The sequence below is a fragment of the Candidatus Manganitrophaceae bacterium genome (assembly GCA_016200325.1).
Lineage (GTDB): Bacteria > Nitrospirota > Nitrospiria > SBBL01 > Manganitrophaceae > Manganitrophus.
Window position 1 is genome coordinate 1 of sequence record JACQEZ010000007.1, and the last position, 23,168, is coordinate 23,168.

A 23,168-nucleotide genomic window follows, 5' to 3' on the forward strand; every position below is an offset into this window, starting at 1 on the left:
CTACAGGAAGTAAAGCGGATCTTAAAGCCCGGAGGGCGCTTCATCGTGGAGTTCAACAGCCCCTTTGCCGGAGTGCTTCTCTGGGCCATTCGACGCGATCATCTAGTGATCTGGCCCAAGCAGGTCAAAGCCTTATTTGATGGGATGACAATTGTGAAGAAAGTCGGTATCATGCTGCCGGGGCTCGCGCGTGTGGCCCGAGCCAATAAAAAAATCGGCTATGCGCTGGGCCGCAAACTCGATTTCTTCCCCCTCAATCATTTCTGCAATCAAATCCTCATCGTCGCTCAAAAGGGGGGATAAGAGAGAGCTTTTTCCAATATCGTAAAAACCTCCTTCGGTAAATGATGCCGTCCCCTTCGATTCGATCCATTAAGATCATCTTCATCGTCTTTTCTCTGCTCTTGGTCCGTTTCATCGCCCTGTCACAGTCGATACCTGAAACGGCGGCCACGATCAGTCGCGGCGCCTATCTTCAAGACATGACCTCTTCGAGCATCATTATCCGATGGAAGACGGCGGAGAAGTCGATCGGCAAGGTATGGCTCGGCAGGGCGCCGACCGATTTAAAACAGATGATCGAAGAGAAAAAAGGGACAACCGATCATGCGCTCTCAGTGACCGGACTGACGCCTGAGACGACGTACTACTATGCGATCGGGGCGGCGGGCGGAATTTTAGAGGGAAAAGATCCGTCGCATTTCTTCGTGACCGCCCCTCCGGCCGGCCGCTCGACACCGACCCGCATTTGGGTCGTCGGCGACTCCGGAACAGGCGATCCACGCGCAAAATCGGTACGAGATGCCTACCTCTCTTATGCCGGAAGCCATCGCGCCGACCTCTGGCTGATGCTCGGAGACAATGCGTATCCACGCGGGGCGGATGAGAGTTATCAATCGGCCCTCTTTGACATCTACCCGACCCTTCTTCCCAATACCACTCTCTGGCCGACCATCGGCAATCACGACACGAGCGGCGGGTTTTTCTCCAGCAAAAAAAGCGCTTACTTTGATATTTTCACCCTCCCCCAATCGGGCGAGGCGGGAGGGGTCGCTTCCGGAACCGAGGCGTATTACTCGTTCGATTACGGCAATATTCATTTTGTCTCGCTCGATTCAAATCAGAACGATCGCTCTGTCCGCGGTCCGATGTTGACCTGGCTCAAGAAAGACCTCGCCGCCAACCGCTCCGAATGGCTCATCGCGTATTGGCATCATCCCCCTTACAGTAAGGGGTCCCATAATTCCGATGTGGAGGATCAGCTGATTGATATGCGGAAGAACGCGCTGCCGATCTTAGAGGAAAGGGGGGTCGATCTGGTTCTCTCCGGCCACAGTCACTCTTACGAGCGCTCCTTTTTGATCAATGGTCATTATGGCCCTTCGAGCACCTTCACAAAAGAGATGATCCTCAATTCCGGAGACGGACGCGCCGATGGAACCGGGCCTTATGTCAAACCGGGGAAACGGGAGGGGCATCAAGGAACCGTCTATGTTGTGGCCGGAAGCGCCGGGCACACGGGCCGAGGTGATTTAAATTACCCCGCCATGTTTACCTCTCTGGGCGTGTTGGGTTCCCTCGTCCTCGATATCGATCATCACCGCCTTAATGGGACGTTCATCGACAACAGCGGCAAAATTGAAGATCATTTCACGATCGAAAAAAAATAGCCCCCGCCCGCCAACAACCGCTCCATTGCACTTTTCCTCCCGACAGTCTATAACTGAAATTGTGACTTCTTTTATTTGTTCTATCTTCGTTTCGCCGTCTCATTTGTGAAGTGAGTCCCCAGGCCGGCCGAGGCCGGCCCACTCTGACGAGATGCACCTTTCCGTGATGCGCGTATCGCGCCAGCGCTTTGTTCTGTTTCTCGCACTATGACGGTTGGATGGGGATGGGAGGCAACGGCAGCAGAGGCCTTTGGGTCGTCGTGGGAATCTTTTCCATTTCCCTCCTTTTCGCCCGGTTCGCTCAGGCGGGGGAAGCGCACCCTTGTTCCGAGAACGTCGGTTTCGGACCGATCGATGTCCAGGGGCAGTCATTCTATCAAATGCTCCACCTGAATCCGACGCCGGCGGCCCCCTCTACCCTCCCGGCCGGGCGGTGGGAAGCGCGGTTTTCGTCGACCTGGGTCAATGACTGGGCCCTCTCGAAGGGGCACTACCTCATCGACAGCGAGACGCTTCAGGGAACCGGCAGACTTAACCATGCGTTCACCGAGCGGTTTCAAATCGGGGTCGAGATGTCGTTTCTTCTGAGGGGAGGGGGAACCCTCGACCGGCCGATCGAGGGGTTTCATCAACTCTTCGGACTGAGCAATATGGATCGGGAGAAGTTTCCCCGCAATCGGCAGCTGATCGAGTTCCATCGGAACGATGAATCGACGTTTGTCTTCTATCGATCGGGGATCGACTTGGAAGATACGGTGCTTTCCTCTCAATACACGCTGACCTGCGGCGGGCGCCGTCTCCCGGCGGCGGCGCTGAATCTGTCCGTCTCTCTCCCGACCGGCCGTCGCACAAACCTCTCCGGAACGGGCGGCTCCGATGTCGGGATTGCGCTGCTTCTGGCAAAACGGTTCGGAGATTTTTATTTTTACATCAACGGCGGCTATATCTGGTTCGGCAATCGTGATTTCGTCGGCATTCCGCTCAAGGCGACCAAGTGGACCGCTTCCTCCGGTGTAGAATACCACCCTTGGCAGAGCACCGCCCTTATCTTACAAAACATGATCAACTCGGGAATTGCCCAAGATGACGTGGAACTCTCCCAGTTCAGCGATGAGCTCAATATCGGTATAGAACACGCCCTCTCACAACGATGGTTCTTGCAGTTCGCGTTGATCGAAAACCTATTTCATTTTAAGAACAGCCCTGATTTTGGAATTCATGTGGGGACGTATTACCGCTTCTAGGCTTCTGATTGTGAATCACCGGAACGCTTCTCGTCTATGAGGAACAAAAAAATAGGACGAAGAGAATTTCTCTCCGGCATCGCGCTGGGCGCGTCCACCTTGGCCGCCCTCTCCTCTTTCGGCCGATACTCCATCCGTTATTCGAACCGGCATCTGCAAAAACAGATCGAGATCCTTCAGCGGGATCGAAAAGCCGTTCCTTCTTTGTCGGGCCTCCTCGATTTGAAGGGGGTGATCCACCTGCACACCCACCTCTCCCGCGACAGTCAGGGAAGCCCGGAGGAGATCTTTCGCGCCGCCGGGGAAGCGGGCCTCCAGTTTTTGATGACGACCGATCATAATACCCGCAGAATCTTCACGGAGGGAATTTGGGGAAAGTATGACGATCTGCTGGTGATTCGAGGGGCCGAGCTGATCAAGGGGGGACAAGCGCTGCTGGCGATCAACATCAAAGAATATATCGACGGACACCGTCTGTCGATTCAGGAGGCGGTGACGGAAATCAAAGCGCAAGGGGGATTGGCTTTTGTCGCCCATCCGTGGCTCTTTAAATCGTGGGAGGTGGAGGGGATTGATGGAATGGAAATTTATGATATCGCCGACACCGTTTATGCGCAAGCCTGGAAAGCCCCCTGGCTCGCGATGGATGTGCTGACTTCATGGAAAGATTATCCGGAGGAGGTCTTCTTAACCCTTTTGTCTCGGCCCGATTATTATTTGTCAAAATGGGACCGATTGCTCCAGAAGAGGAAACTGGTTGGGATCGCCGGAAATGACGCCCATCAAAATGTGAGGTTTCTCGGAAGACAGCTCGATCCCTATCCGCTCGACTTCAAATACGTTCAGACCCATCTCTTGGCGACGGCCCTCGAGGAACGTCCACTACTCGAAGCGCTCCAGGCCGGACGCAGTTATCTCTCTTTCGGGCTGCTGGCCGATGCGACCGGATTTCAGTTCCTCGCCGCAAAAACCGCGGCCGGTAGTGGGAGGATGGGCGGGACCGTTGGCGGGATTATTGGCGGAATTATTGGAATGATGGGAGAAGCGGTTCCCCAGACGCCCGGTCTGACACTCACCGTGCAAACCCCGCAAGCCGGAGAAATTCGGCTCTACCGCAATGGCGAGGTGATCGACAAAGTCGCCTCGACCCGCCTCATTCATCCGGTGTCGCAAAAAGGGATCTATCGGGTGGAGGTGTCGCTTCAAATCGAGTGGGATCAATACCCCTGGATCATCTCGAATCCGATCTACATTGTTTAAAAATATGGGCGAGCTCGATTAGACCGGGGGGTCGGAAAACATTTGCGACTTCATGATAACACGCTTCTCAAATCGGTCTAATCCTCGAACTGCGTATCCCTCCCCTGTAGCTCTGCTGGCACATGAATTGCTAATCTTGGGGGGAGGCGTGTATCAGCGTGTCTTGCGCCGGATCGCCCTTTGTTTTTTCGGTACGAGTCGATAAAAAAGGCGATTTGTGAATCGTCCGAGACGCACATAAAGGAGAAAAAAATATGGGTACCGTTTTGTTAATTGTGTTGATTCTATTGCTCGTCGGCGCACTCCCCACCTGGCCTTACAGTGCCGGCTGGGGTTACTATCCAAGCGGCGGAGTCGGCTTGGTTGTTCTCATCCTGGTCATCCTATTGCTGACCGGACGGCTCTAAAGCCGGCCCAGGGAAGGGCTGGGTGACACAACGTCCGCTTTTACCTTTTCATGGAGGATATAATGAACTCGGATCAAATCGAAGGAAATTGGAAGCAGTTCAAAGGCAAAATTAAAGAGAAATGGGGAAAGTTGACCGATGACGACATCCAGGTCATCAGTGGCAAAAGGGATACGCTGATCGGCAAGTTGCAAGAGAGATATGGAATTGCCAAAGAAGAGGCGGAAGCGCAGTTGAAAGCATTCGAAGAGCAGGACCGCGCGGCTTAACCCCGCTTATTCCAAAAGCGCCGATAACGGCGTAGGGGACTTCGCCCCTACGCCGTTATCGTTTACCCGAGATCGATCTTACGGAAGAATTTACCGGATGTTCATCTCCTTTTGATCGATTGATAACATGAGATTTTTATAATGAAAAAATAGAAGTCAGATCTTTATTTTTATTTAATAAATGATAGACGCTTCGATTGAAATTAAAGATAAATCAGGGATAATGGTCGAGTGAAAAAAAGTTTCCTCATTCTATTATTCTTAATGGCTGGCTGGCTCGCAGCGTGTGGTGGAGGGGGGTCCGATTCAATCGGCCCGATTACGCCTACGCCCCCGGTTGCAGAACCCCCCGCGGCGTCTCCAACTGTCACGGTCGGCATCATTCCGCAGAAGGTCGCGCTTTCTGTCGGGGGGACACAGATCTTTCAGGTCGATGTCGCCGGAGATCCCCATCCCGCCGTGCTCTGGAAGGTACAAGAGGGGGAGCAAGGGGGGACGATTACCCCCGATGGTACCTACACCGCCCCCGACGTAACTGGAACCTACCATGTCGTCGCAGCCGATGAGACCGATCCGGCCGTCTTCGCCGTCAGCGAGGTGATCATTGAAGCGCCGCCTCCTCCGTCAGCGCCGCCGCCACCATCAGGGACGCCACCACCAGCAGAGACGCCACCACCAGCAGAGACGCCACCGCCGCCACCTGCGCCGCAGCTCTCTGTGACAATTGACCCTCCGGCCTTCACGCTCCATTCAGGGGAGCGCCACCGCTTCACGGCGCATGTGTCGGGGAGTGCCGATGTAACGGTTACTTGGACGGTCAAAGAAGGTTCCGCCGGCGGGGCGATTCAAGCCGACGGCACTTATACCGCCTCCAACACGGTCGGGACGTATCACATCGTCGCGACGAGTGAAGCGGATCCAAACCAAGTCGCTTCGGCAACGGTGAAAGTGATTCCCTGGGTCATCGTTCCGCGGTTTGCTTATGCGGTGAATTCCATTTCAAATAATATGTCGATCTATACGGTCGATGCGACCACCGGCGTGCTGCGGAAAGCCGGCTCCATCGCCGCAGGAGATCAGCCCTATACGGTCGCAGCCGATCCGTCGGGACGGTTCGTCTATGCGGGGAATTTTGGAGGGAACACGGTCTCGATGTATCGCGTCAATACTGCGACGGGACTCCTCAGCGCGACCGGGGCGGTCAATACCGGCATTGGACCCTACTCAATCGCGGTCGATCCGGCCGGAAAATTTGCCTATGTGGTAAACGAAAACTCCTCTCCCGAAGTCTGGATCTATCGAATCGATTCGGAGACTGGAAAGCTGACCGTGTCGGGAAAGATCGAAGCCGGAACGGCCTCGATCTCGATCGCCGCCGATCCGCTCGGCCGATTCGTCTATGTCGCGAATAACATTTCCAACACGATCTCCGTTTATACTGCCGATTCCTCGACCGGGACGTTGACCCATGTCGAAAACGCGGCGGCGGGAACGAATCCGAATTCGGTGGCGATCGACCCCTCCGGTCGATTTGCGTATGTGGCCAACTACGAGTCGCGCGATGTCTGGTGGTATCAGATCAACCCGAAGACCGGCCAGCTGACGAAGAAGGGGACCGTTGCGGCGGGCTATCATTCTTTCTCGATCGCCATCGATCCTTCCGGAAAATTTGCTTATGTGGCGAATTCGGCCACCAATGATGTCTCGATGTATCGGATCGACACCAGCACCGGTGCCTTAAGGAGTCTCGGGTCGATCCCGGCCGGAGAGGCGCCGCGGTCGATCACCGCCGATCCTTCCGGCCGCTTCGTTTATGTCGCGAACCTGAATTCCGACAATATCTTCGAATACGAGATTAATTCGATCAGTGGGCAATTAACCCGGATTGGGGAAATCGGTGCCGGCAGTCAAACGCGGGCCGTCAAAGTAACCGGCGGCCGCCAGTGATTCTCCATTCAGCGCTGGTCTGAATGGAGGAGCCGAAGAGGGATACGCGCTATGGCGATGGTCAAATATTACGAGGATGACAAGGAACAGGCCCGCCATTTTTCCGCAAAACAAAGGCTGGCGAGAGAGCTGCGGATTCCGCTGGAGGAGATCGGCGCGCTCTATGAGAGGATATTAAAGGAGCTCAGGAAGCAGGCTCGGATTAAAGAATTTTTATCCATCCTTGTAAGCCGGCGGGTGAGAGACCTCCTGCGTCCCAAGAAGGCAGCATAAAATCGATCGACCCGCTGAATCAAAGGGGATCTCCTCAATCAACGGATCCCTCGACCCCCCTTTTATCAAATTCAATGTCAACACGAAGCGGGGGCAACCATTCTTTCCTGTCGTTTTTAAGGTGTTCCGATAAATTGCCTGCGCTGGTTTCCCGATCCGGGAGCGCCCTTGTTATTTGCCTGTCCCTCGGTGATCTGACTGAAACCGACTCCCGCTTCGTTTGATCCGTTGGACTGGCTCGGCGATCTTGTCAGCCTGGAGCAAGGGGTGGAAATAATTGCCCTTGACAGGCAACGCTTCAGGGTTATATAGTTCATGTATGAATGAACTGTCTCCCCAGATTCAAGATCCGAGTCCGTCCCGTTGCGAGGTGATGTTCCTATTTATCCAGATCGGAAATCACATTGAGAGGAGACTTGAAGAAGCCTTGAGTCAGGTCGGACTGTCATTGCCGAAATATGGGGCGCTTACGCAACTGATGAAGGCCGGTGAGCCGCTCCCTTTGAGTGAGCTTGCCGCACAGATGACCTGCGTCCGATCCAACATCACCCAGCTGGTCGACCGGCTGGAGGCCGACGGGCTCGTCCTCCGTGTGGAGGACCCGAAAGACCGTCGGAGTATCAGGGCGGCTGTGACCAAGCTCGGTCGGGAGCGCCAGGCCGCCGGTGCGCGGCGAGTCGGAGCGATAAAAGACGAAGTTGCAAAGGCATTTTCCGAAGTCGATTCCAAGACGCTGAAGCAGGGGCTGGACCTCTTGAAGTAAATTTTTTTTGCCCAATAGGTTCATATATGAATAATCTGGGAAAAAGGGAAACAAAAATTGATGAGACACCGAAAAGGAGCCGCTTTCCGCTTTGGGAGCTGCTTTGGGAGCTGCTTTGATTGACCTGGAAATTTGGTCCGACATCGTCTGTCCGTTCTGCTATATCGGAAAGCGCCATCTCGATATCGCGTTGAGCCGGTTCGAATACCGTAATGAAGTCCGGGTGACTTGGAAGAGTTTCGAGCTCGACCCGAGCGCCGCGCGAGATCCTCAGCAGAATGTTTACGAGATGCTCTCCAAAAAGTATGGGCAGAGTCTCGAATGGGCAAAACAGATGACCGAACAGGTGACCCAAAAGGGGGCCGCCGTCGGACTGTATTTTGATTTCGACCGGCTCATTCGGACGCCTTCATTCGATGCACACCGGTTGAGTCACCTTGCCGCAAAACATCAACTCCAAGACCTGGCGCAAGAGCGTCTCTTCGCGGCGCACTTCACCGACGGCAAAGACATCGCCGATCCGAAGGTCCTGGAGCGGATCGGCGCCGAACTTGGCCTCGATCCGCGAGAGGTGCAGCATCTGCTCGCGGAAGGCGATTACCGCTCGGAAGTCCGTCGAGAGGAACAGGAGGCCTCTTCTCTCGGCGTGACAGGGGTCCCCTTTTTTCTGTTTAATCGAAAATATGCCATCTCGGGAGCGCAACCGGTAGAGGTCTTCATCGGAGCGTTTCAGACGGTGCTGAAAGAACAAAGAGCGGAATCGAACGGCTGAGCGGGACAAGGGACGTAATATTGCGGTCGGCCGCTTTCAATAGTACATTAGTGCCGGTTGTACACGCGTTCGTAAAAAGACGGATCACGACTTTGAAAAGGAGAAGGAACGATGGGGGAGAAACGACTCGGTACAAAGAAAATGAATTTGGAGGATCCTGAGTCGTTTCAGCGTATCCGGAGGGTGAGGTCAACGATCGCCCTGTTCCTTTTCATCGGAGTCGCCGGATTGGCCGGCTGCAAAAAGGAGGTTGCCTCTGCGCCCCCTCCGCCCGCTCCGCCGGAAGTGGCCGTCATGACCGTGACCGCTCAGAACATCCCGGATGATCCGGAGTTCATCGGTCAAGCGGAGTCGTCGCGGCCGGTTGAGATCCGTTCCCAGGTGACCGGCATTATCAAGCAAAGGTTTTTCCAAGAAGGCCGTGAGGTTAAGAAAGGGGACCGATTGTACCAGATCGATCCGGTTCCTTTTCAGGCCGCCTTTTCAAGCGCGAAGGCGAGGGTGGCCCAATCCGACGCCCGGTTGGCCCAGGCGAAACAGAACATCAATCGCCTCCGGCCGCTCCTCAATGATCAGGCGGTCAGCCAGAAAGAGGTCGATGACGCCGCTTCAGAGGAGCTGACCGCGGCCGCCGTGCTGGAAGGGGCTAAGGGGGATTTAGCGAAGGCGCAGTTTGATCTCGACAACACCCTCATCCTTGCCCCGATTACCGGGATGATCGAGCGGACGCGGGTGTATGAAGGGCGCCTGGTGTCGGCCCAGAGCGATCTGCTCACCGTTGTTCATCAGGTGAATCCGATTTATGTGACCGTCAACGCGCCCGAGAGCTACTTCTTGCAGCGGCGCAAAGAGATCGCGGAGAAAAAAGGAGAGCAGCCCGATATTTATCATCTCCGGGGGATCATCACTTTTTCGGACGGCAGCACCTATCCGCATGAAGGGGTGTTGGATTTTGCCGACGTCGTCTACCATGTCGAAACCGGGTCGAGACAGGGGCGGTTTGTCTTTCCGAATCCGGAGCGGATTCTCCTTCCGGGACAGTTCCTCAAAGTTCGGGTCAAGGGATACACCCGAACCGGCGCCATCCTGGTTCCTCAGCGGGCGGTGCAACAGGGGGCAAAGGGATCGATCGTCTATGTGATCGGAGCGGACAACAAAGTGGAGGTCCGCGACGTCCAGGCAACGGCCTGGAGGGGGGACCAGTGGCTGATGGAAAGCGGGCTGAAGCCGGGAGAGCGGGTGGTCGTGGAAGGGATCCAGCGGATCATGCCGGGGGCGACGGTGAAACCGGTTCCCGTGGCCGAGAACGTCGCCTCGCCGCCGGCCCAAAAGCTGGAAGCGAAGAAGGAGGGAACCCGATGAACTCGCGCTTTTTTATCGACCGGCCGATTTTCGCCTCCGTGATTTCGATCGTGATCGTGGTCATCGGCCTTTTGGCGATGAAGGCGCTCCCCATCGCCCAGTTTCCTGAAATTACCCCGCCGGTCGTGCAGATCGACGCCGATTACCCGGGGGCCAGCGCCGAGATTGTCGCTGATTCGGTTGCCCGCCCCATCGAAGTCCAGCTCTCGGGGATCGATCGGCTGCTCTATTTCGACTCCACCAGCACCAACGACGGCCACATGTCGATCAAGCTGACCTTCGAGATCGGGACCAACGTCGACATCGCACAGGTGCAGACGCAGAACCGGGTGAAGTTGGCGGAGCCGCAGATTCCGCAGGAGGTCACCCGCCAGGGGGTGACGGTCAAGAAGGTCTCGCCCGATCTGCTGGCGGTGGTTGCCTTGAGCTCCGACGATCCGAGATATGACACCCTCTTTCTCTCCAACTTTGCCACCCTCCAGGTGCTCGACAACATCCGGCGGGTCCCCGGCATCGGCGACGCCGCCGTCTTCGGCCAACAAAACTACAGCATGCGGCTGATTTTAGATCCGGTTCGGATGGCCCAGCTGAAGCTGACCCCGACCGACATTGCGAATGTCGTCCGGGATCAGAACCGAGATTTCCCCGCCGGGATCGTCGGCCGGGAGCCGGCGCCGCAGGGGACGGAGCTGACCTTTCCGGTCATCACGCAGGGCCGCCTCACCGAGGTCAAGGATTTTGAGGATCTGATCATCCGGGCTTTGCCGGACGGGTCGATGGTCCGGCTCAAGGATGTCGCCCGTGTGGAGCTCGGCGCTCAATCGTATACGCTTGAGGCGCGGAAAAACGGGAAGCCATCGGTCTATATCATCACCTTCCTTTCTCCGGGGGCGAATGCACTTCAAGCGATGGATGCCGTCCGGGCCGAGATGACGCGAATGGGAAAGAGCTTTCCGACCGGCGTGAGCTGGGAAATTCCGTTCGATACGACGCCGTTCATCCGGGTCTCGATCGATGAGGTGATCAAGACCCTCCGTGATGCGATGATCTTGGTTCTTTTGGTCGTCTTCGTCTTCCTCCAAAGCTGGCGGGCAACGTTGATTCCGGCCGTGGCGGTGCCGGTTTCTCTCATCGGCACCTTTGCCGGGATGCAAGCGCTCGGATTTTCAATCAACACATTGACCCTTTTCGGGATGATCTTGGCGGTCGGTATCGTCGTCGACGATGCGATTGTGGTGGTGGAGAATGTCGAGCGCCATATGGCGCTCGGCCTTTCACCGAAGGAGGCGGCGAGAAAAGCGATGCAGGAGGTGACCGGGCCGGTGATCGCCATCGTCCTCGTCCTCTGCTCCGTCTTCGTCCCGGTCGCTTTCCTGGGGGGAATCACCGGTCAGCTCTACAAACAGTTCGCGATCACGATCGCCATGTCGGTGTCGATCTCGGGGCTGGTCGCCCTGACGCTGAGCCCGGCCCTTTGCGCCATCATCCTCAAGCCGGGACATGATCAGAAGGGGTTCTTCTTTCGATGGTTCAATCAGGTCTTCGATTGGGTTCGTGACCGTTACAGCGCCGCGGTGGCGGGGATCATCCGACGATCGCTGATTTTCCTGGGGGTCTTCGGCGTGGTGGTCTTTCTAGCGATCAGCATGTTCAGGCTGATTCCGAACAGTTTTTTGCCGGAAGAGGACCAAGGCTATTTTATCGGGGTGGTCCAGCTTCCCGACGGCGCTTCCAAACAGCGGACCGATGCCGTCTTGAGAAAACTGGAGCAATACTTTCTCGCCGATCCGAAGGTGAAATTTACCAACGTCTTGTCGGGGCAGAATTTCGTCTTCGGCACCCGCGGACCAAACGCGGCGACGATCTTTTTGCCGTTAAAAGATTGGGAGGAGCGGAAAGGCCCGCAGAACCATGTGAAGGCGGTCATCGGCGCCGCATATGGGGAGTTTGCAAAAATCCCCCAGGCGATGATTCTTGCCTTTAATGCCCCGCCGATCCGAGGGCTCGGCGCCACCGGCGGTTTCACCATACAGTTGCAAGACCCGCGCGGGGGAGATTACCGACAATTCTCCGCGGTGGCCCAGGAGTTTATCGCCAAGGCGAAGCAAAACCCGGCGATCGGTGCGATTGGGACCAATTTCCGGGTCAGCGCCCCGCGGCTCTATGTCCGCGTCGATCGGGAGCGGGCCAAGGCGCTGGGGGTGTCGATCTCCGACGTCTTCGATACGATGCAGGCCTATTTCGGGAACCTCTATATCAATGATTTTATCAAATCGGGACGGGTCTTTCGGGTTCAGACCGAAGCCGAGCCGCAATACCGCTCCAAACCGGAGGACATCGCGAATCTCTATGTCCGGGCTCAGAACGGGCAGAACACGTCGATGATTCCGCTCAGCACGGTCGTCACGACCGAATATACCAGCGGGCCCGACCCGGTGACCCATTACAACGGACTGAACTCCGCCCTTTTGCTCGGAGGCGCCGCGCCGGGATACAGCTCGGGCCAGGCGCTCGACGCGCTGGAGCGGACGGCACGCGAGGTGCTGATTCCGAAAGGCTATACCTTCGACTGGAGCGGGATCTCGTATCAAGAGCGCAAAGTCGGGGGACAGTCGCTCCTGGCGTTCGGGTTCGGCCTCCTGATGGTCTTTCTGGTTCTCGCCGCGCAGTACGAGAGCTGGTCGATTCCGTTTGTCGTGAATCTCGCGGTTCCCTTTGGCATCTTCGGCGCCCTGTCGGCCGTTTGGATCCGGGGGCTGACCAACGACATCTACTTTCAGATCGGATTGGTCACGCTGATCGGGCTCTCCGCTAAAAATGCGATTCTGATCGTGGAATTTGCCAACCAACGATACAAAGAGGGGATGCCGGCGGCCCAAGCGGCGATCGAGGGCTCCCGCCTCCGCTTCCGGCCGATCATCATGACCTCGATGGCTTTCATCCTCGGGGTGACGCCGCTGGTCTTGGCGAAAGGGGCCGGGGCGGCGAGCCGTCATTCGATCGGCACCGGCGTCTTCGGCGGGATGTTCGCGGAGACGTTCCTCGCGATTTTTTTCACCCCGCTCTTTTTCGTGACGATCCGGAGGTTCACGCGGCGGAGCGTTCCTCGGCGTGCGGCAGAGCCGACCCCAGAGCCGGAGCCGACTCCGGTCCACGTCGATGGGGGGCACTGAGATGCGTCGATCCATCCGTCTTTGGATCTCGGCCCTTCTTGCGATGGGATTGTCCGCCTGCGCGATGGGGCCCGATTACCGACGTCCCGATCTTCCCATTCCGGAATCTTACCGGATGGCCGCTTCGGCGCAAGAGACGCAGTCGATCGCCAATCTTCCCTGGTGGCAGCTCTTGCAGGATGAAGAACTCCAGAAGCTGGTCCGGATCGCATTAGAGGAGAACAAAGATCTGCAGCAAGCGGCCGCCGTGGTCGAAGAATTCCAGGCCCGATTGGGGGCGGGAGAATTTGCATTCTCCCCGCAATTGACCGTCAGTGCGAATGCCCCCTTCGGAAAGCTGCATGCGGTGACGATCCCTCGGTCGGCCATCGCAACCAATTATTACATTCAAGGGAACCTGACGTGGGAGCTCGATATCTGGGGCCGGATTCGAAGGTCGAACGAAGCGGCGCGCGCCGATCTGTTGGCGCAGGAAGAAAATCGGCGCGCCGTGATCTTGGAGCTGGTGAGCAGCGTCGCCCAAAGCTATTTTGACCTCCGTCAACTCGACCTGCAGTTGGAGATTGCGAAAAACGCCCTTCAGTCGTGGGAGGAGTCGGCGGGAATCGCCAAGGCGCGGCTTCGGCAAGGGGTGACCTCTCGGCTCGACGCCGACCAATTTGAAGCGGAACGGGCCAATGCCGCGGCGCGTTCGGCGGAGCTGACCCGGCAGATTGCTCAGAAGGAGAGTGAGCTCAGCGTCCTTCTCGGGAGAAATCCGAGCCAGATCCCCCGGGGCCGCCCGCTGACCGAGCAGAAGATGCCGCCGGAAGTGCCGGCCGGCCTCCCTTCCGAGCTGCTCCAACGCCGGCCCGACATCCTGCAATCGGAGGAGGCGCTTGCCGCGGCGACCGCCCGGATCGGCATTGCCAAGGCCTCCCGTTTTCCGACGATCAGCCTGACCGGCGTGCTCGGGGTGGCCAGCCCGCAGTTGGTCGATCTGGGGAAGGGAGACTTCGGGTCGATCGGCGTGGGACTGGTCGCTCCGATCCTCAATGCGCGAACCCTGGGTTATGAACAGCAGGTTGCCGAAGCACAGGCGCGGCAGGTGTTGGCGCTCTATGAGAAGACGGTCCTCTTTGCATTTAAGGAAGTCGAGGACGCGCTCGTCGCAGTCCGCACGTCGCAAGAGCAATCCAAAGCCCAGGAGGTCCAGGTCGAGGCGCTTCAGTCGGCCCTGCATTTGGCGGAGGTCAGATACCAAGGAGGAATTTCAAATTATCTCGACGTGCTCACGGCAAAGCGGAATCTCTTTGATGCGCAGCTCGCGCTGACGGCGACCCGCCGTCTTCATCTCGCCTCGATCGTTCAACTTTATAAAGCGCTGGGAGGGGGGTGGACGAACGAAGGGAGGCTGCGTTAACCGGCCGGGGGTGATCGATTTTACCAATCAACCTTAATGGTATCGGTGAGTTCTCTTTGGGGGGTCTCAAGGTTGACGGAGAAATCTCCGGTTTGAAGCGCCGGAATGGTGATCTTGACCCCGGTCGGATTGGCCCCTTCGGCGCAATCGCCCTCCTTGGCCGGCTCCTTCTCTGAAGCTTTTACTTTGACGAAAATTTTTCTTCCCTGAATATTTACCTCCCCGGCGACTTTCTGACATTTTCCCGGAAGGGAGAGGGGCTCGGTGATGATCAGCGTATTCGCGACGGTCCATATTTTTGAAACGACCGGCCCGCCCTCACGCTGAAGGACTTCCATTTTAAATTTAGCCTCCCTTGCCTCTGATTTCTGATCCTTCGCGATCACCCAAAGGACGAAGAGCAGGGCGAAAAGAAGAGGGTTCCGTTTCGGGGTCATTCTTAAGGACATTGGTCGGCTCCTTTTTATGGCGACCAGTATACCAACCCTTCCTTAAAAGGCAAGCCAAAATCAAACGGGTCCGATGACCGAGTCTACTCCCTGTTTAATATTAGGACCTGAAGCGTATTCAACGTAAGGAGGAGGTCATCCTGTCTTCATATGTTATACTTTGGCCTTAAGTCGTAAAACGGCTATCGATGCCGTTCGTGCAGCGCCGCGCGATCTCAATTACAGAAGGCCCATCGGTATGGAACAGCCTCCACAGACGATTATCACCTGTCCGCACTGTCAAAAGGAGATCGCGCTTTCGGTCGCCCAAAAGACCGTTTCTCCGGAAGATGAAAGCCGCCCCGCACCGGCCGCTCCGGTCAAGCCGGCCTTTACCGTAAAGCAGGCCATGGAGGTGCTGAACAAGAAGCCGCCCGCACCGGCGACCGTTCCGCCGGCGGTGCCGATCCCAGATTCGAAGGAGGGGCAGGGCCGTCTCAGAAGTGTCATTGCGAAGAAGATGAGTGACAGCAACTTCCAGGTGCCGCCGATGCCGGGCGTCGCCGACCGGATTCTTCAGATGGGAGAGCGGGCCAACTCGGTCGATTTGGCCAAGATCATTGCCAACGACCAAGCGATCACTTCCAACATCATCCGGATCGCCAACTCGGCTTATTATGGCGGGGTCTATAAGTTCGAGACCCTTCCGACGGCAATCACGCGGATCGGGCTTGATCAGGTCCGCATCTTGGTGCTCGGTTTCTCGATGATCTCGAAGGAGTTTGCCGGCGGGCGTTATCGGGAGGAGTGTCGGCAGCTCAATCAGCATGCGATCGGCTGTGCATACCTTGCCGCGCTGTTGTCGGAGCTCACCGGGCTGAAGGAAAAAGAAGATGCCTTTTTATCCGGATTGTTGCACGATATCGGAAAGCTGATCATCTATACGGCGCTCGATCAAGAATTCCAGGGGAAGAAAAAACAGGAGTGGGCCGACCGCGGATTGACCGATGCCGACTTGGACGCGGTCCTTTCCGAATATCATGGGAATGCGGGTTCCTTTGTCGCCGCCGCCTGGAAATTACAGCCCTGGTTGCAGGAGGTCGTCCGCTATCACCACGCATTCTCTCAAGCAAAGGAGCGCCCGCAGTTGGTTGCCGTCGTCGCGCTCGCCAATCGATTTTGCCATCGGTTTGGGCTGGGGTGTCGTCAAGAAGAGGGAGATCTCTACGCGGGGGGGTTGGCCGAAGCGGCCCGCTTTTCTAAAAAGGACGAGGAGCGGGTGGTCAGTCGGATCGGCTCTATTAAAGAGATGTTGGCCCAGATCGACCGATCGCATTAACCGTGTCTCGGCCCGGTCTATTTTATATCGGGCTGCACTATCGGGAAGATCTCGCCAGTTTCTCTGTCAGCTTCGCTGCTTTGGTTGGGTTTAATCCGGCAAGGATCTGGGCGGCGTTTTTCTCTTTTATTTTCCCCAACAAGCTCAAGGCAAAAGATTCATCCATCCGGTCAATCCGAGCGGCCGCCTCTTCTGCCGGCATCGTCTCATACATCTTGACGAGTCGCCCCAACTGCTTCTCGTCCTCTTGTTTCTTCTTCGTTTCCTTCTCTTCCTGCGTTTGGCGGATCTGAGAATACTTCTTTAGCATCTGGCTGACCTCTTGCTCCATCTGCCGAATCCGCTCCTCTTTGAGATCGAGCTCGTGTGCCCGTTGATCCAATTCGCCCTTCCGCTGCTCGATCGCCCGGATCATGGCGGCTGGGGAGGAGGGATCGGGCGGGGGAGGCGCATGGGTGATCATCGCCCCTGCTTTGGGGGGGGGCTCCGTCTCGGCATGGAGGAGCGGCGCGATTAAAATGATCGTCCAGAGAGCAAGCCCGACAGCATGTTGGACCGACATTCGGATCATCATTCGGATTTTCATGGCGATTCCTTTTTGGCGCGGCCGGCGAGCTCATCGAGGAGGTCGCGCTCTTTCTTCTGGAGGCCTTTGAAGTAGAACTCTTTTCGATTCGCTTCAATTTTCTCCACTACTTTTTTCTCCCGTGTTGCCTCCAGCAGGTCCTGCCGTTTTCTCTCGCATTGATCGGCGAGACGTTGAACCGTCGCCCGCCGCTCTTCCAGCTGGCCATATTGTTGTTTGATGAATCGATAGTAGAGGTCCATCTCGTGGGGGGCCATCCCGGCCCCTTGCTGCTCGGCAAAATCCTTCAGCGCCGTTTCCAATTCCTGATGGAGCCGGTGGAGCTGCTCTTCTGCAGTATCCAGCGCGCGTTTCATCTCCAGAAATTCCCCCTGGAGCGCCTCCTCGTGATGCTTGCGTTGTTGAAGGACCGCATCCAGTTTTGAATGATATCGAGGCATCCTGTTCCTCACTTATCAGAGAGAGGTTATTTTGATCCGCTCCGCTTCTCATCCATTCCGACGGCGCACCTTCCCGGACGGCTGCGTCAAATAAAAATGTTCTTCAACGCCTGCAAGCTCTCTTGGAAAGGGACCTTCTCGTCGATCCGTTGCCGAAGAAAGCCTTGAATGCGATCCCATCGCGCGAGCGCCTGATCGACCTTCGGGTTGCTTCCCGGCTTGTACGCGCCGATATGGATGAGGTCTTCCACTTTTTTGTACGTCGCCATCAAGTCGGAGACGTTCCGTGCCAGCTGGAGATGATTGTTGTCGATCAGGTCGATCATCACCCGGCTGGTGCTGTTGAGCAGGTCGATCGCCGGGTACTGATTCTGTGCCGCGAGGTCGCGGGAGAGGACGATATGGCCGTCCAAGATCGCCCGAACGGCATCGGGGATAGGATCGTTTAGATCGTCTCCCTCCACGAGGACCGTGAAGAGGCCGGTGACGGTCCCGTCGCCGAAAGAGGTGCCGGCCCGCTCCAGGAATTTCGGAAGGAGCGCGAAAACCGATGGGGTGTATCCCTTGGTGGTCGGCGGCTCTCCGATCGCCAAGCCGATCTCCCGTTGGGCGTGGGCGAGGCGGGTGAGCGAGTCCATCATCAGTAGGACCTGTTTATTCCGGTCTCGAAAATACTCGGCGATCGCCATCGAGAGGAAGGCCCCACGGCGCCGAACCAGGGGAGGCTGGTCGGAGGTGGCGACCACGACGACCGAGCGGCGAAGCCCCTCCTCTCCGAGGTCTTTCTCGATGAACTCCTTGACCTCCCGGCTTCGCTCTCCGATCATCGCGATGACATTCACATCGGCGGAGGTGAACCGGGCGATCATCCCGAGGAGGACGCTCTTCCCGACGCCGCTCCCGGCAAAAATTCCCATCCGTTGTCCGCTTCCGCAGGTGAGCAGTCCATTGATCGCGCGGATGCCGAGGTCGAGCGGGCGACTGATCCTTTGCCGCTCCAACGGGCTGGGGGGGGTGACATAGAGCGGGTGCGATTGGGTCCCTTTCAGCGGGCCCTTACCGTCGATCGGATTTCCAAGGCCGTCGATCACCCTTCCCAACAGCCCTTCCCCGACAGCGGCGGTCGCTTGGCGTCCGCGGCTGATAATGGCGCTTCCCGGTCCGATCCCGACCAGCTCTCCCAACGGCATGAACAAGATTTTGTTTTCACGAAAGCCGACCACTTCGGCCAGAAGGGGCTCTTTCATTCCGGCCGAAGCGATCTCGCAGACCTCTCCGATGGCGGAGATCGACGCGTATCCTTCCAACACCAGCCCGATCGCCTGAGAGATCCGGCCATGGGGCGGGGAGGGATCGATCTTTTTGATCTGGTCGAGGTATCCCGCGGTGGCTTTATTCATTCCGGCGGGTCCATTTTGCAGAGTTCTTCTTCAATCACCGCGAGCTGGGTGTCGATTCTCAGGTCGACCACCTGATCGTTGCTCTCGATCATGCATTCTCCCGGATGGAGATTTACGTCCGGCTCCAACCGAAGCCACGCGATCTTTCCCGCCCACTCTGTAATCTGGTCCCGCTCCCGCCGCATCCGGTCGAGGTCTGCAGGGGCAAGGTGGATCACCAACGTTTCGATCTGCCCCATTTTTTGGATCGCCGTCCGGATCGATCCAAGAAGGTGTTCTGGATTCTGGCTAATTTCTGGAAGCAGAATTCGCCGGGCGACGGCGAGGGCGAGCTGTAAGACCTCTTTTTCTGCATTTTTCAGAAGGGCCGGTTTGGCCGCCTGAAGTTCCTCCAGCAGACGAGAGAGAAGCTGATGGGTCGCTTCGATCTGTTTGAGACCGAATTCCCGCCCCGCTTTCTCCCCCGATGCGAATCCGCGCTCGTAGGCGTCGCGTTCGATCGCGGAGAGCTTCCCTCCGATTTGATCGGCGGGGGACTGTCCCGGCCCGGAGGGGGAGACCTCTTTTAACAGGTAGGTCGAGACCCCTTCCTCTTCGATCTCTTTGGCCCGGACGACCTTAGACCAGAGCATCTCCATCTTCTTTCCCTCCCAGTGCGATTTTTCCCTCTTCCGAGAGCCGTCTCACAATTTTGATGATCGCCTGCTGGGTCTTCTCGACCTCGCTGACCTTCACCGGTCCACGCGCCTCCATGTCTTCGGTCAGCAGCTGGACCGCCCGCTCCGACATGTTCTTAAAGATCTTCTGCTTGACCGCTTCTTTCGCCGCCTTGAGCGCGACGGCGAGGGCGTCTTTGCTGACTTCTTTCAACATCTCCTGCATGCCGCGATCGTCGAGCTGAATCAGGTCGTCGAAGGTAAACATCAGCTGGCTGATCTTTTCGGCCAGCTCCGGATTGTTTTGCGAGATCGACGTCAGGATCGCTTGCTCGGTCGCCTGATCGACCTGATTCAGCAGGTCGGCCACCAACTTTACCCCGGAGACCTTCTTGCCGGGCGTTCCGCCGACGAATTGCAGCTCCCCATGAAGCGCCTCGGTGATCTCTTTCATCATCCCCGGCGGGATCTCTTCAATCGTTGCCATCCGAAGGCCGATGTCGGCCCGGAGCTCCTCCGGAAATTGCATCAAGATTTGGCCTCCCTGCGCCGGATCGAGGTGGGTGAGGATCAAGGCGATCGTCTGAGGATGCTCGGCCCGGAGCAAGCCACTGAGCGCTTTCGGTTCGGTCCACTTCAATTCATCCAGCCCCGTCTCTTCCGAAGCCGGAAAATCGCTCATGACTTTGGCCGCCCGCTCGTGCCCCAACGCCTTCGTCAAGACCCGCTGCAGATAGTCTCTTCCTCCCAGCTTTGGCGCGGCCCCGGCGCTGGCGTGGGTGGCAAAGTCGCTCCAGACTGAATCGATCTCCTCTTGCGAGATGTCGGAGAGCTTAGCGATCGTCGCGCTAATCTTCCGAACCTCCTTCGGGTCGAGGTGTTTCATCACCTCGGAGGCGACATCTTCCCCCAACGTCAGCAAGAGGATCGCCGTCTTATCGGTGCCGGTCAACTTTCTCATTCTTCCTCAATCTCTAAACACCCGCGCTCTGTGAGAGAAGCGGACCGACCGTTACTTCTCTTTGAGCCACTGCTTGACCACCATCGTCGCCGCCTGCGGGTTCTGCTTTGCAATCTGAACCATCTGCTCGGTCCTCGGGGTCGCCGTCGGCAGCTCTCCCATCCCGCCGGCCGACATCTGCGCCGGTCCGGTCTGGAAGGTCGGCGAAGGGATGAGGAGCGCTTTCAGCGCAGGGCGGATGATGAAAAAGAAGGCGATCAGCCCGACCACCAGCCCGATGCCGTATTTGGCGAAGGGGAGCCATTGGGTGAGGCGGCTCGGCGGCTCCGGAGCGGTCTCCTCTTCCGAAAGGGCGTTCGTCTCAAAGGGGATATTGACCATCTCGATCTGATCTTGCCGTTCGGCGGAGTAGCCCATCGCTTTCTTTACCAGCTCTTCCAGCTTCTTCATCTCTTCCTCGTTCCGAGGGAGATACTTGCGCGGGGTATCTCCCTTGGCTGCTTCATAGGTCCCGTCGACCAGCGCCGCCACCGAGAGTTTTTTGATCGTCCCGATCGGCTCGATGATCCGGCTGACCGTTTTGCTGATCTCGTAGTTGATCACCTCATTCTTCTTCTGAGCGTTGTTGTTGCTGCTGGCGCCGTTCGGCGCGGCCGCTTGCGTCCCGGGAGGAACATTCGATAAGACGCCGGGAACCCCGGAGGGACCGGCGGCGCCGGAGGTACCGTTCATCTGCTCCTGGGCGCGCTGTTCGCTTCGGACCACCTGGGTGTCGGGGTCGAACTTTTCTTCGGTATGCTCCACCTGCCTTAAATCGAGGAGGCTGGTTACCCGGACCACCGCCTTCCCGGCGCCGACGACCCGTTCGAGCATGCTCTGGATTTTTCCTTCAATCTCTTTCTCCAAATGCTGCTGATAATCGAGCTGGGTCGAGGTCATCTGGGCGGTCGGGGAGCCGTCGACCGTTTTGGAGAGGATCTGGCCGTGGCTGTCGACGACGGTCACCGTCTGCGGACTCAATCCCTCCACGCTACTCGAGACGAGGTGAATGATTCCCTGAATCTGCCCCTCCGCGAGCCGTTTTCCGGAACGGAGGGTCACGACCACCGAGGCACGGGAGGGCTCTTGCCGGTCGGAAAAGAGGGTCTTTTCCGGAACGACCAGATGGACGCGCGCTTTGCTGACCTCCGCCAGCTGGCTGATGGTTCGGCTGAGCTCTCCCTGCAACGCCCTTCGGTAGTTTAGCTTCTGGACGAATTCAGTCGTTCCGAAGGTATTCCGATCAAAGATTTCAAACCCGACCCCGCCCCCTTGAGGCAGACCCTGGCTCGCCAGCTGCAGGCGAAGCTCATGAACCCGCTCCCCTGGGACGGAGATGGCGGTGCTGTCGGCCGACAGCTCATAAGGAATGTGCGACTCCTTGAGCTTGCTGATGACGGAGGCGGCATCGTCCGAAGAGAGGTTGGTGAAGAGGATTTGAAGCTCCGGTTTCTGCGTCCAGAGCCAGAGGACCACCCCGCCGGCGAAAGTCGCGGCCAAAACCAGCATCAGGGCGACCTTTTTGGCGAAGGACCCCGTCGTCATCTGTTGTAGAAGCTCTGCCATCGTTTACCTCGGTTGGGGGCGCGCTGAAGGGCGCGCCCAAATCAGGGGAGCATTCCCCAAAACTAAATTTGCATTCGGGAGATTTCTTCATAAGCGGAGACAATCTTGTTCCGAACCTGCATCATCAGTTCAAAAGAAAGGTTGGCTTTCTCAATCGCGATCATCGTTTGGTGGAGATCTTGTTGCTTGCCGGTTGTCAGGTCGGTGATCGCCTGGTCGGCTTGCAGTTGCGCGTCATTGACCTGGCGGATCGACTCCTTCAACGTGTCTGCAAAACCGCCGTCTGATTTCTCGACGCCGCCCGCCGCTTGCGGCGGGGGGATTTGATTCGGCCCGATCGGTTGTATCGCCATTGTTTATCTCCTCTCGTTATCTGCCGATGTCGAGCGCTTTCATCGCCATGCTCTTGGTCGCATTCAGCGCGGTGACATTCGCTTCGTAAGAGCGGAGGGCCGAGATCATATTGACCATCTCCTCCATGGCATTGATGTTCGGATAAAGAACATAGCCGTCCGAATCGGCACTCGGGTGCTGCGGCTCATAGACCCGTTTAAAGGGGCGGTCGTCTTGGATGATCTGGGTCACCGAGACCCCCGGCTGGCTTCCATCGAAATGAGATCGAAGCGTTTCGTCAAACGTCCCTCCGCCCGGTGTTGCGGAGAAGACGACATCTTTTCGTCGGTAGGGGCCTCCCTCCGCTGTCTGCGTCGATTCGACATTGGCGAGATTGCTGGAGATGACATCCAACCGGGCCCGCTGGGCATCCAGGGCCGAGGCCGATATGGAAAATGCTTTTTCAATGTCCATTAATTGCCTCCCTTAATAGCGCTTTGAATCGCTCTAAACTTTGAGATAATCATCTGGGTCGACGCGGTGTAGAGCAACGTATTCTCGGCCAGCTTGGCCATCTCCTTTTCCGCGTTGACCGTATTCCCATCGAGCCGATGCGAAGGTCCCGACGAGACGGTGGCATGCGAAGCCGCCGGGCCGCTTCCGGTCGGGGAGAGATGGGCCGGATCGGTCCGGTGGAGGGCGATCGGGAGAGATCCGGAGGCGGTGCTGAGCGCCTCCTTGAAGTTCACCTCCATCGCCTGATAGCCGGGGGTATCCTGATTGGCGATGTTCGCGGCGATGGCCCGATGCCGCTCGCTCCGCAGATCGAGCGCTTCCGACAACAGGCCGACTGTTTTATCAAAGATCCCTTCGATCAT

The 23,168-nt window shown here is 57.3% G+C and carries 25 protein-coding genes; 14 read left to right on the plus strand and 11 right to left on the minus strand.

Annotated elements, in window-relative coordinates; all coding sequences use genetic code 11:
* The 13 genes from HY282_04370 to HY282_04430 form a co-directional block, all read left to right on the plus strand.
* Positions 1-303: hypothetical protein (locus tag HY282_04370; GenBank protein ID MBI3802976.1), on the plus strand; the 303-nt coding region annotated here is incomplete at its 5' end.
* 44 nt (positions 304-347) lie between these two features.
* Positions 348-1,670 (plus strand): metallophosphoesterase family protein, encoded by a 1,323-nt coding sequence (locus HY282_04375; GenBank protein MBI3802977.1) that lies wholly within the window; start codon positions 348-350, stop codon positions 1,668-1,670.
* A gap of 218 nt (positions 1,671-1,888) precedes the next feature.
* Positions 1,889-2,914 carry a DUF3187 family protein gene (locus HY282_04380; GenBank protein ID MBI3802978.1) on the plus strand — a complete coding sequence of 342 codons (1,026 nt, stop codon included), beginning with the start codon at positions 1,889-1,891 and terminating at the stop codon, positions 2,912-2,914.
* Between the two features lie 36 nt (positions 2,915-2,950).
* Positions 2,951-4,174 carry a CehA/McbA family metallohydrolase gene (locus tag HY282_04385; protein ID MBI3802979.1) on the plus strand — a complete coding sequence of 408 codons (1,224 nt, stop codon included), beginning with the start codon at positions 2,951-2,953 and terminating at the stop codon, positions 4,172-4,174.
* 254 nt (positions 4,175-4,428) lie between these two features.
* Positions 4,429-4,581: a DUF3309 domain-containing protein gene (locus HY282_04390; protein ID MBI3802980.1), complete on the plus strand. Its 153-nt coding sequence runs from the start codon at positions 4,429-4,431 to the stop codon at positions 4,579-4,581.
* Between the two features lie 62 nt (positions 4,582-4,643).
* Positions 4,644-4,850 carry a CsbD family protein gene (locus HY282_04395; protein MBI3802981.1) on the plus strand — a complete coding sequence of 69 codons (207 nt, stop codon included), beginning with the start codon at positions 4,644-4,646 and terminating at the stop codon, positions 4,848-4,850.
* A gap of 231 nt (positions 4,851-5,081) precedes the next feature.
* Positions 5,082-6,797 (plus strand): beta-propeller fold lactonase family protein, encoded by a 1,716-nt coding sequence (locus HY282_04400; GenBank protein MBI3802982.1) that lies wholly within the window; start codon positions 5,082-5,084, stop codon positions 6,795-6,797.
* A 51-nt stretch (positions 6,798-6,848) separates the two neighbouring features.
* Positions 6,849-7,070 carry a DUF3562 domain-containing protein gene (locus HY282_04405; GenBank protein MBI3802983.1) on the plus strand — a complete coding sequence of 74 codons (222 nt, stop codon included), beginning with the start codon at positions 6,849-6,851 and terminating at the stop codon, positions 7,068-7,070.
* A gap of 373 nt (positions 7,071-7,443) precedes the next feature.
* Entirely contained in the window at positions 7,444-7,833 is a 390-nt protein-coding gene (locus tag HY282_04410; protein ID MBI3802984.1) for a MarR family transcriptional regulator, read from the plus strand.
* A gap of 118 nt (positions 7,834-7,951) precedes the next feature.
* On the plus strand, positions 7,952-8,605 hold the full coding sequence (locus HY282_04415; protein MBI3802985.1) for a DsbA family oxidoreductase: 654 nt from the start codon (positions 7,952-7,954) through the stop codon (positions 8,603-8,605).
* Positions 8,606-8,746: 141 nt separating this feature from the next.
* A complete protein-coding gene (locus HY282_04420) occupies positions 8,747-9,967 on the plus strand; it encodes an efflux RND transporter periplasmic adaptor subunit (GenBank protein MBI3802986.1) in 1,221 nt (406 codons plus the stop codon).
* The gene (locus HY282_04425) at positions 9,964-13,140 is read left to right on the plus strand and encodes a multidrug efflux RND transporter permease subunit (GenBank protein MBI3802987.1); all 3,177 of its coding nucleotides are present in this window, start codon (positions 9,964-9,966) and stop codon (positions 13,138-13,140) included. The genes HY282_04420 and HY282_04425 overlap by 4 nt, the downstream gene beginning before the upstream one ends.
* A gap of 1 nt (position 13,141) precedes the next feature.
* Positions 13,142-14,542, plus strand: coding sequence for an efflux transporter outer membrane subunit (locus HY282_04430; GenBank protein MBI3802988.1), 1,401 nt, complete (start codon positions 13,142-13,144; stop codon positions 14,540-14,542).
* A gap of 20 nt (positions 14,543-14,562) precedes the next feature.
* On the opposite strand, the gene HY282_04435 is transcribed toward HY282_04430, so the two are convergent.
* Together HY282_04435 and HY282_04440 are read right to left on the minus strand one after the other, a co-directional pair.
* On the minus strand, positions 14,563-14,991 hold the full coding sequence (locus tag HY282_04435; protein ID MBI3802989.1) for a hypothetical protein: 429 nt from the start codon (positions 14,989-14,991) through the stop codon (positions 14,563-14,565).
* Positions 14,992-15,144: 153 nt separating this feature from the next.
* Positions 15,145-15,210 (minus strand): hypothetical protein, encoded by a 66-nt coding sequence (locus HY282_04440; protein MBI3802990.1) that lies wholly within the window; start codon positions 15,208-15,210, stop codon positions 15,145-15,147.
* Positions 15,211-15,229: 19 nt separating this feature from the next.
* Between HY282_04440 and HY282_04445 the strand changes: the two genes are divergently transcribed.
* Entirely contained in the window at positions 15,230-16,309 is a 1,080-nt protein-coding gene (locus tag HY282_04445; GenBank protein ID MBI3802991.1) for an HDOD domain-containing protein, read from the plus strand.
* Between the two features lie 37 nt (positions 16,310-16,346).
* Here HY282_04445 and HY282_04450 read toward each other — a convergent pair whose 3' ends face one another.
* The 9 genes from HY282_04450 to flgB form a co-directional block, all read right to left on the minus strand.
* Positions 16,347-16,895, minus strand: coding sequence for a hypothetical protein (locus HY282_04450; GenBank protein ID MBI3802992.1), 549 nt, complete (start codon positions 16,893-16,895; stop codon positions 16,347-16,349).
* On the minus strand, positions 16,892-17,335 hold the full coding sequence (fliJ, locus tag HY282_04455) for a flagellar export protein FliJ (protein MBI3802993.1): 444 nt from the start codon (positions 17,333-17,335) through the stop codon (positions 16,892-16,894). Before fliJ ends, HY282_04450 begins: the two co-directional genes overlap by 4 nt.
* An 86-nt stretch (positions 17,336-17,421) precedes the next feature.
* Positions 17,422-18,735 (minus strand): FliI/YscN family ATPase, encoded by a 1,314-nt coding sequence (locus HY282_04460; GenBank protein ID MBI3802994.1) that lies wholly within the window; start codon positions 18,733-18,735, stop codon positions 17,422-17,424.
* Positions 18,732-19,367 (minus strand): hypothetical protein, encoded by a 636-nt coding sequence (locus HY282_04465; protein ID MBI3802995.1) that lies wholly within the window; start codon positions 19,365-19,367, stop codon positions 18,732-18,734. Before HY282_04465 ends, HY282_04460 begins: the two co-directional genes overlap by 4 nt.
* Positions 19,354-20,352: a flagellar motor switch protein FliG gene (gene fliG / locus HY282_04470; GenBank protein ID MBI3802996.1), complete on the minus strand. Its 999-nt coding sequence runs from the start codon at positions 20,350-20,352 to the stop codon at positions 19,354-19,356. The genes HY282_04465 and fliG overlap by 14 nt, the downstream gene beginning before the upstream one ends.
* 51 nt (positions 20,353-20,403) lie before the next feature.
* Entirely contained in the window at positions 20,404-21,957 is a 1,554-nt protein-coding gene (fliF, locus tag HY282_04475) for a flagellar M-ring protein FliF (protein ID MBI3802997.1), read from the minus strand.
* 62 nt (positions 21,958-22,019) lie between these two features.
* Positions 22,020-22,310: a flagellar hook-basal body complex protein FliE gene (gene fliE, locus HY282_04480; protein MBI3802998.1), complete on the minus strand. Its 291-nt coding sequence runs from the start codon at positions 22,308-22,310 to the stop codon at positions 22,020-22,022.
* 16 nt (positions 22,311-22,326) lie between these two features.
* The gene (gene flgC, locus HY282_04485; protein MBI3802999.1) at positions 22,327-22,764 is read right to left on the minus strand and encodes a flagellar basal body rod protein FlgC; all 438 of its coding nucleotides are present in this window, start codon (positions 22,762-22,764) and stop codon (positions 22,327-22,329) included.
* Positions 22,764-23,168, minus strand: a complete 405-nt coding sequence (flgB, locus tag HY282_04490; protein MBI3803000.1) for a flagellar basal body rod protein FlgB — start codon at positions 23,166-23,168, stop codon at positions 22,764-22,766. The genes flgC and flgB overlap by 1 nt, the downstream gene beginning before the upstream one ends.

Excerpts from the sequence above, each read along its gene's own strand:
- HY282_04375 (MBI3802977.1), top strand. The coding sequence starts at position 348 with ATGCCGTCCCCTTCGATTCGATCCATTAAGATCATCTTCATCGTCTTT.
- HY282_04380 (MBI3802978.1), top strand. The coding sequence starts at position 1,889 with ATGGGGATGGGAGGCAACGGCAGCAGAGGCCTTTGGGTCGTCGTGGGA.
- HY282_04385 (MBI3802979.1), top strand. The coding sequence starts at position 2,951 with ATGAGGAACAAAAAAATAGGACGAAGAGAATTTCTCTCCGGCATCGCG.
- HY282_04390 (MBI3802980.1), top strand. The coding sequence starts at position 4,429 with ATGGGTACCGTTTTGTTAATTGTGTTGATTCTATTGCTCGTCGGCGCA.
- HY282_04395 (MBI3802981.1), top strand. The coding sequence starts at position 4,644 with ATGAACTCGGATCAAATCGAAGGAAATTGGAAGCAGTTCAAAGGCAAA.
- HY282_04405 (MBI3802983.1), top strand. The coding sequence starts at position 6,849 with ATGGCGATGGTCAAATATTACGAGGATGACAAGGAACAGGCCCGCCAT.
- HY282_04410 (MBI3802984.1), top strand. The coding sequence starts at position 7,444 with ATGTTCCTATTTATCCAGATCGGAAATCACATTGAGAGGAGACTTGAA.
- HY282_04420 (MBI3802986.1), top strand. The coding sequence starts at position 8,747 with ATGAATTTGGAGGATCCTGAGTCGTTTCAGCGTATCCGGAGGGTGAGG.
- HY282_04425 (MBI3802987.1), top strand. The coding sequence starts at position 9,964 with ATGAACTCGCGCTTTTTTATCGACCGGCCGATTTTCGCCTCCGTGATT.
- HY282_04430 (MBI3802988.1), top strand. The coding sequence starts at position 13,142 with ATGCGTCGATCCATCCGTCTTTGGATCTCGGCCCTTCTTGCGATGGGA.
- HY282_04435 (MBI3802989.1), bottom strand. The coding sequence starts at position 14,991 with ATGTCCTTAAGAATGACCCCGAAACGGAACCCTCTTCTTTTCGCCCTG.
- HY282_04445 (MBI3802991.1), top strand. The coding sequence starts at position 15,230 with ATGGAACAGCCTCCACAGACGATTATCACCTGTCCGCACTGTCAAAAG.
- HY282_04450 (MBI3802992.1), bottom strand. The coding sequence starts at position 16,895 with ATGAAAATCCGAATGATGATCCGAATGTCGGTCCAACATGCTGTCGGG.
- fliJ (MBI3802993.1), bottom strand. The coding sequence starts at position 17,335 with ATGCCTCGATATCATTCAAAACTGGATGCGGTCCTTCAACAACGCAAG.
- HY282_04460 (MBI3802994.1), bottom strand. The coding sequence starts at position 18,735 with ATGAATAAAGCCACCGCGGGATACCTCGACCAGATCAAAAAGATCGAT.
- HY282_04465 (MBI3802995.1), bottom strand. The coding sequence starts at position 19,367 with ATGCTCTGGTCTAAGGTCGTCCGGGCCAAAGAGATCGAAGAGGAAGGG.
- fliG (MBI3802996.1), bottom strand. The coding sequence starts at position 20,352 with ATGAGAAAGTTGACCGGCACCGATAAGACGGCGATCCTCTTGCTGACG.
- fliF (MBI3802997.1), bottom strand. The coding sequence starts at position 21,957 with ATGGCAGAGCTTCTACAACAGATGACGACGGGGTCCTTCGCCAAAAAG.
- fliE (MBI3802998.1), bottom strand. The coding sequence starts at position 22,310 with ATGGCGATACAACCGATCGGGCCGAATCAAATCCCCCCGCCGCAAGCG.
- flgC (MBI3802999.1), bottom strand. The coding sequence starts at position 22,764 with ATGGACATTGAAAAAGCATTTTCCATATCGGCCTCGGCCCTGGATGCC.
- flgB (MBI3803000.1), bottom strand. The coding sequence starts at position 23,168 with ATGATCGAAGGGATCTTTGATAAAACAGTCGGCCTGTTGTCGGAAGCG.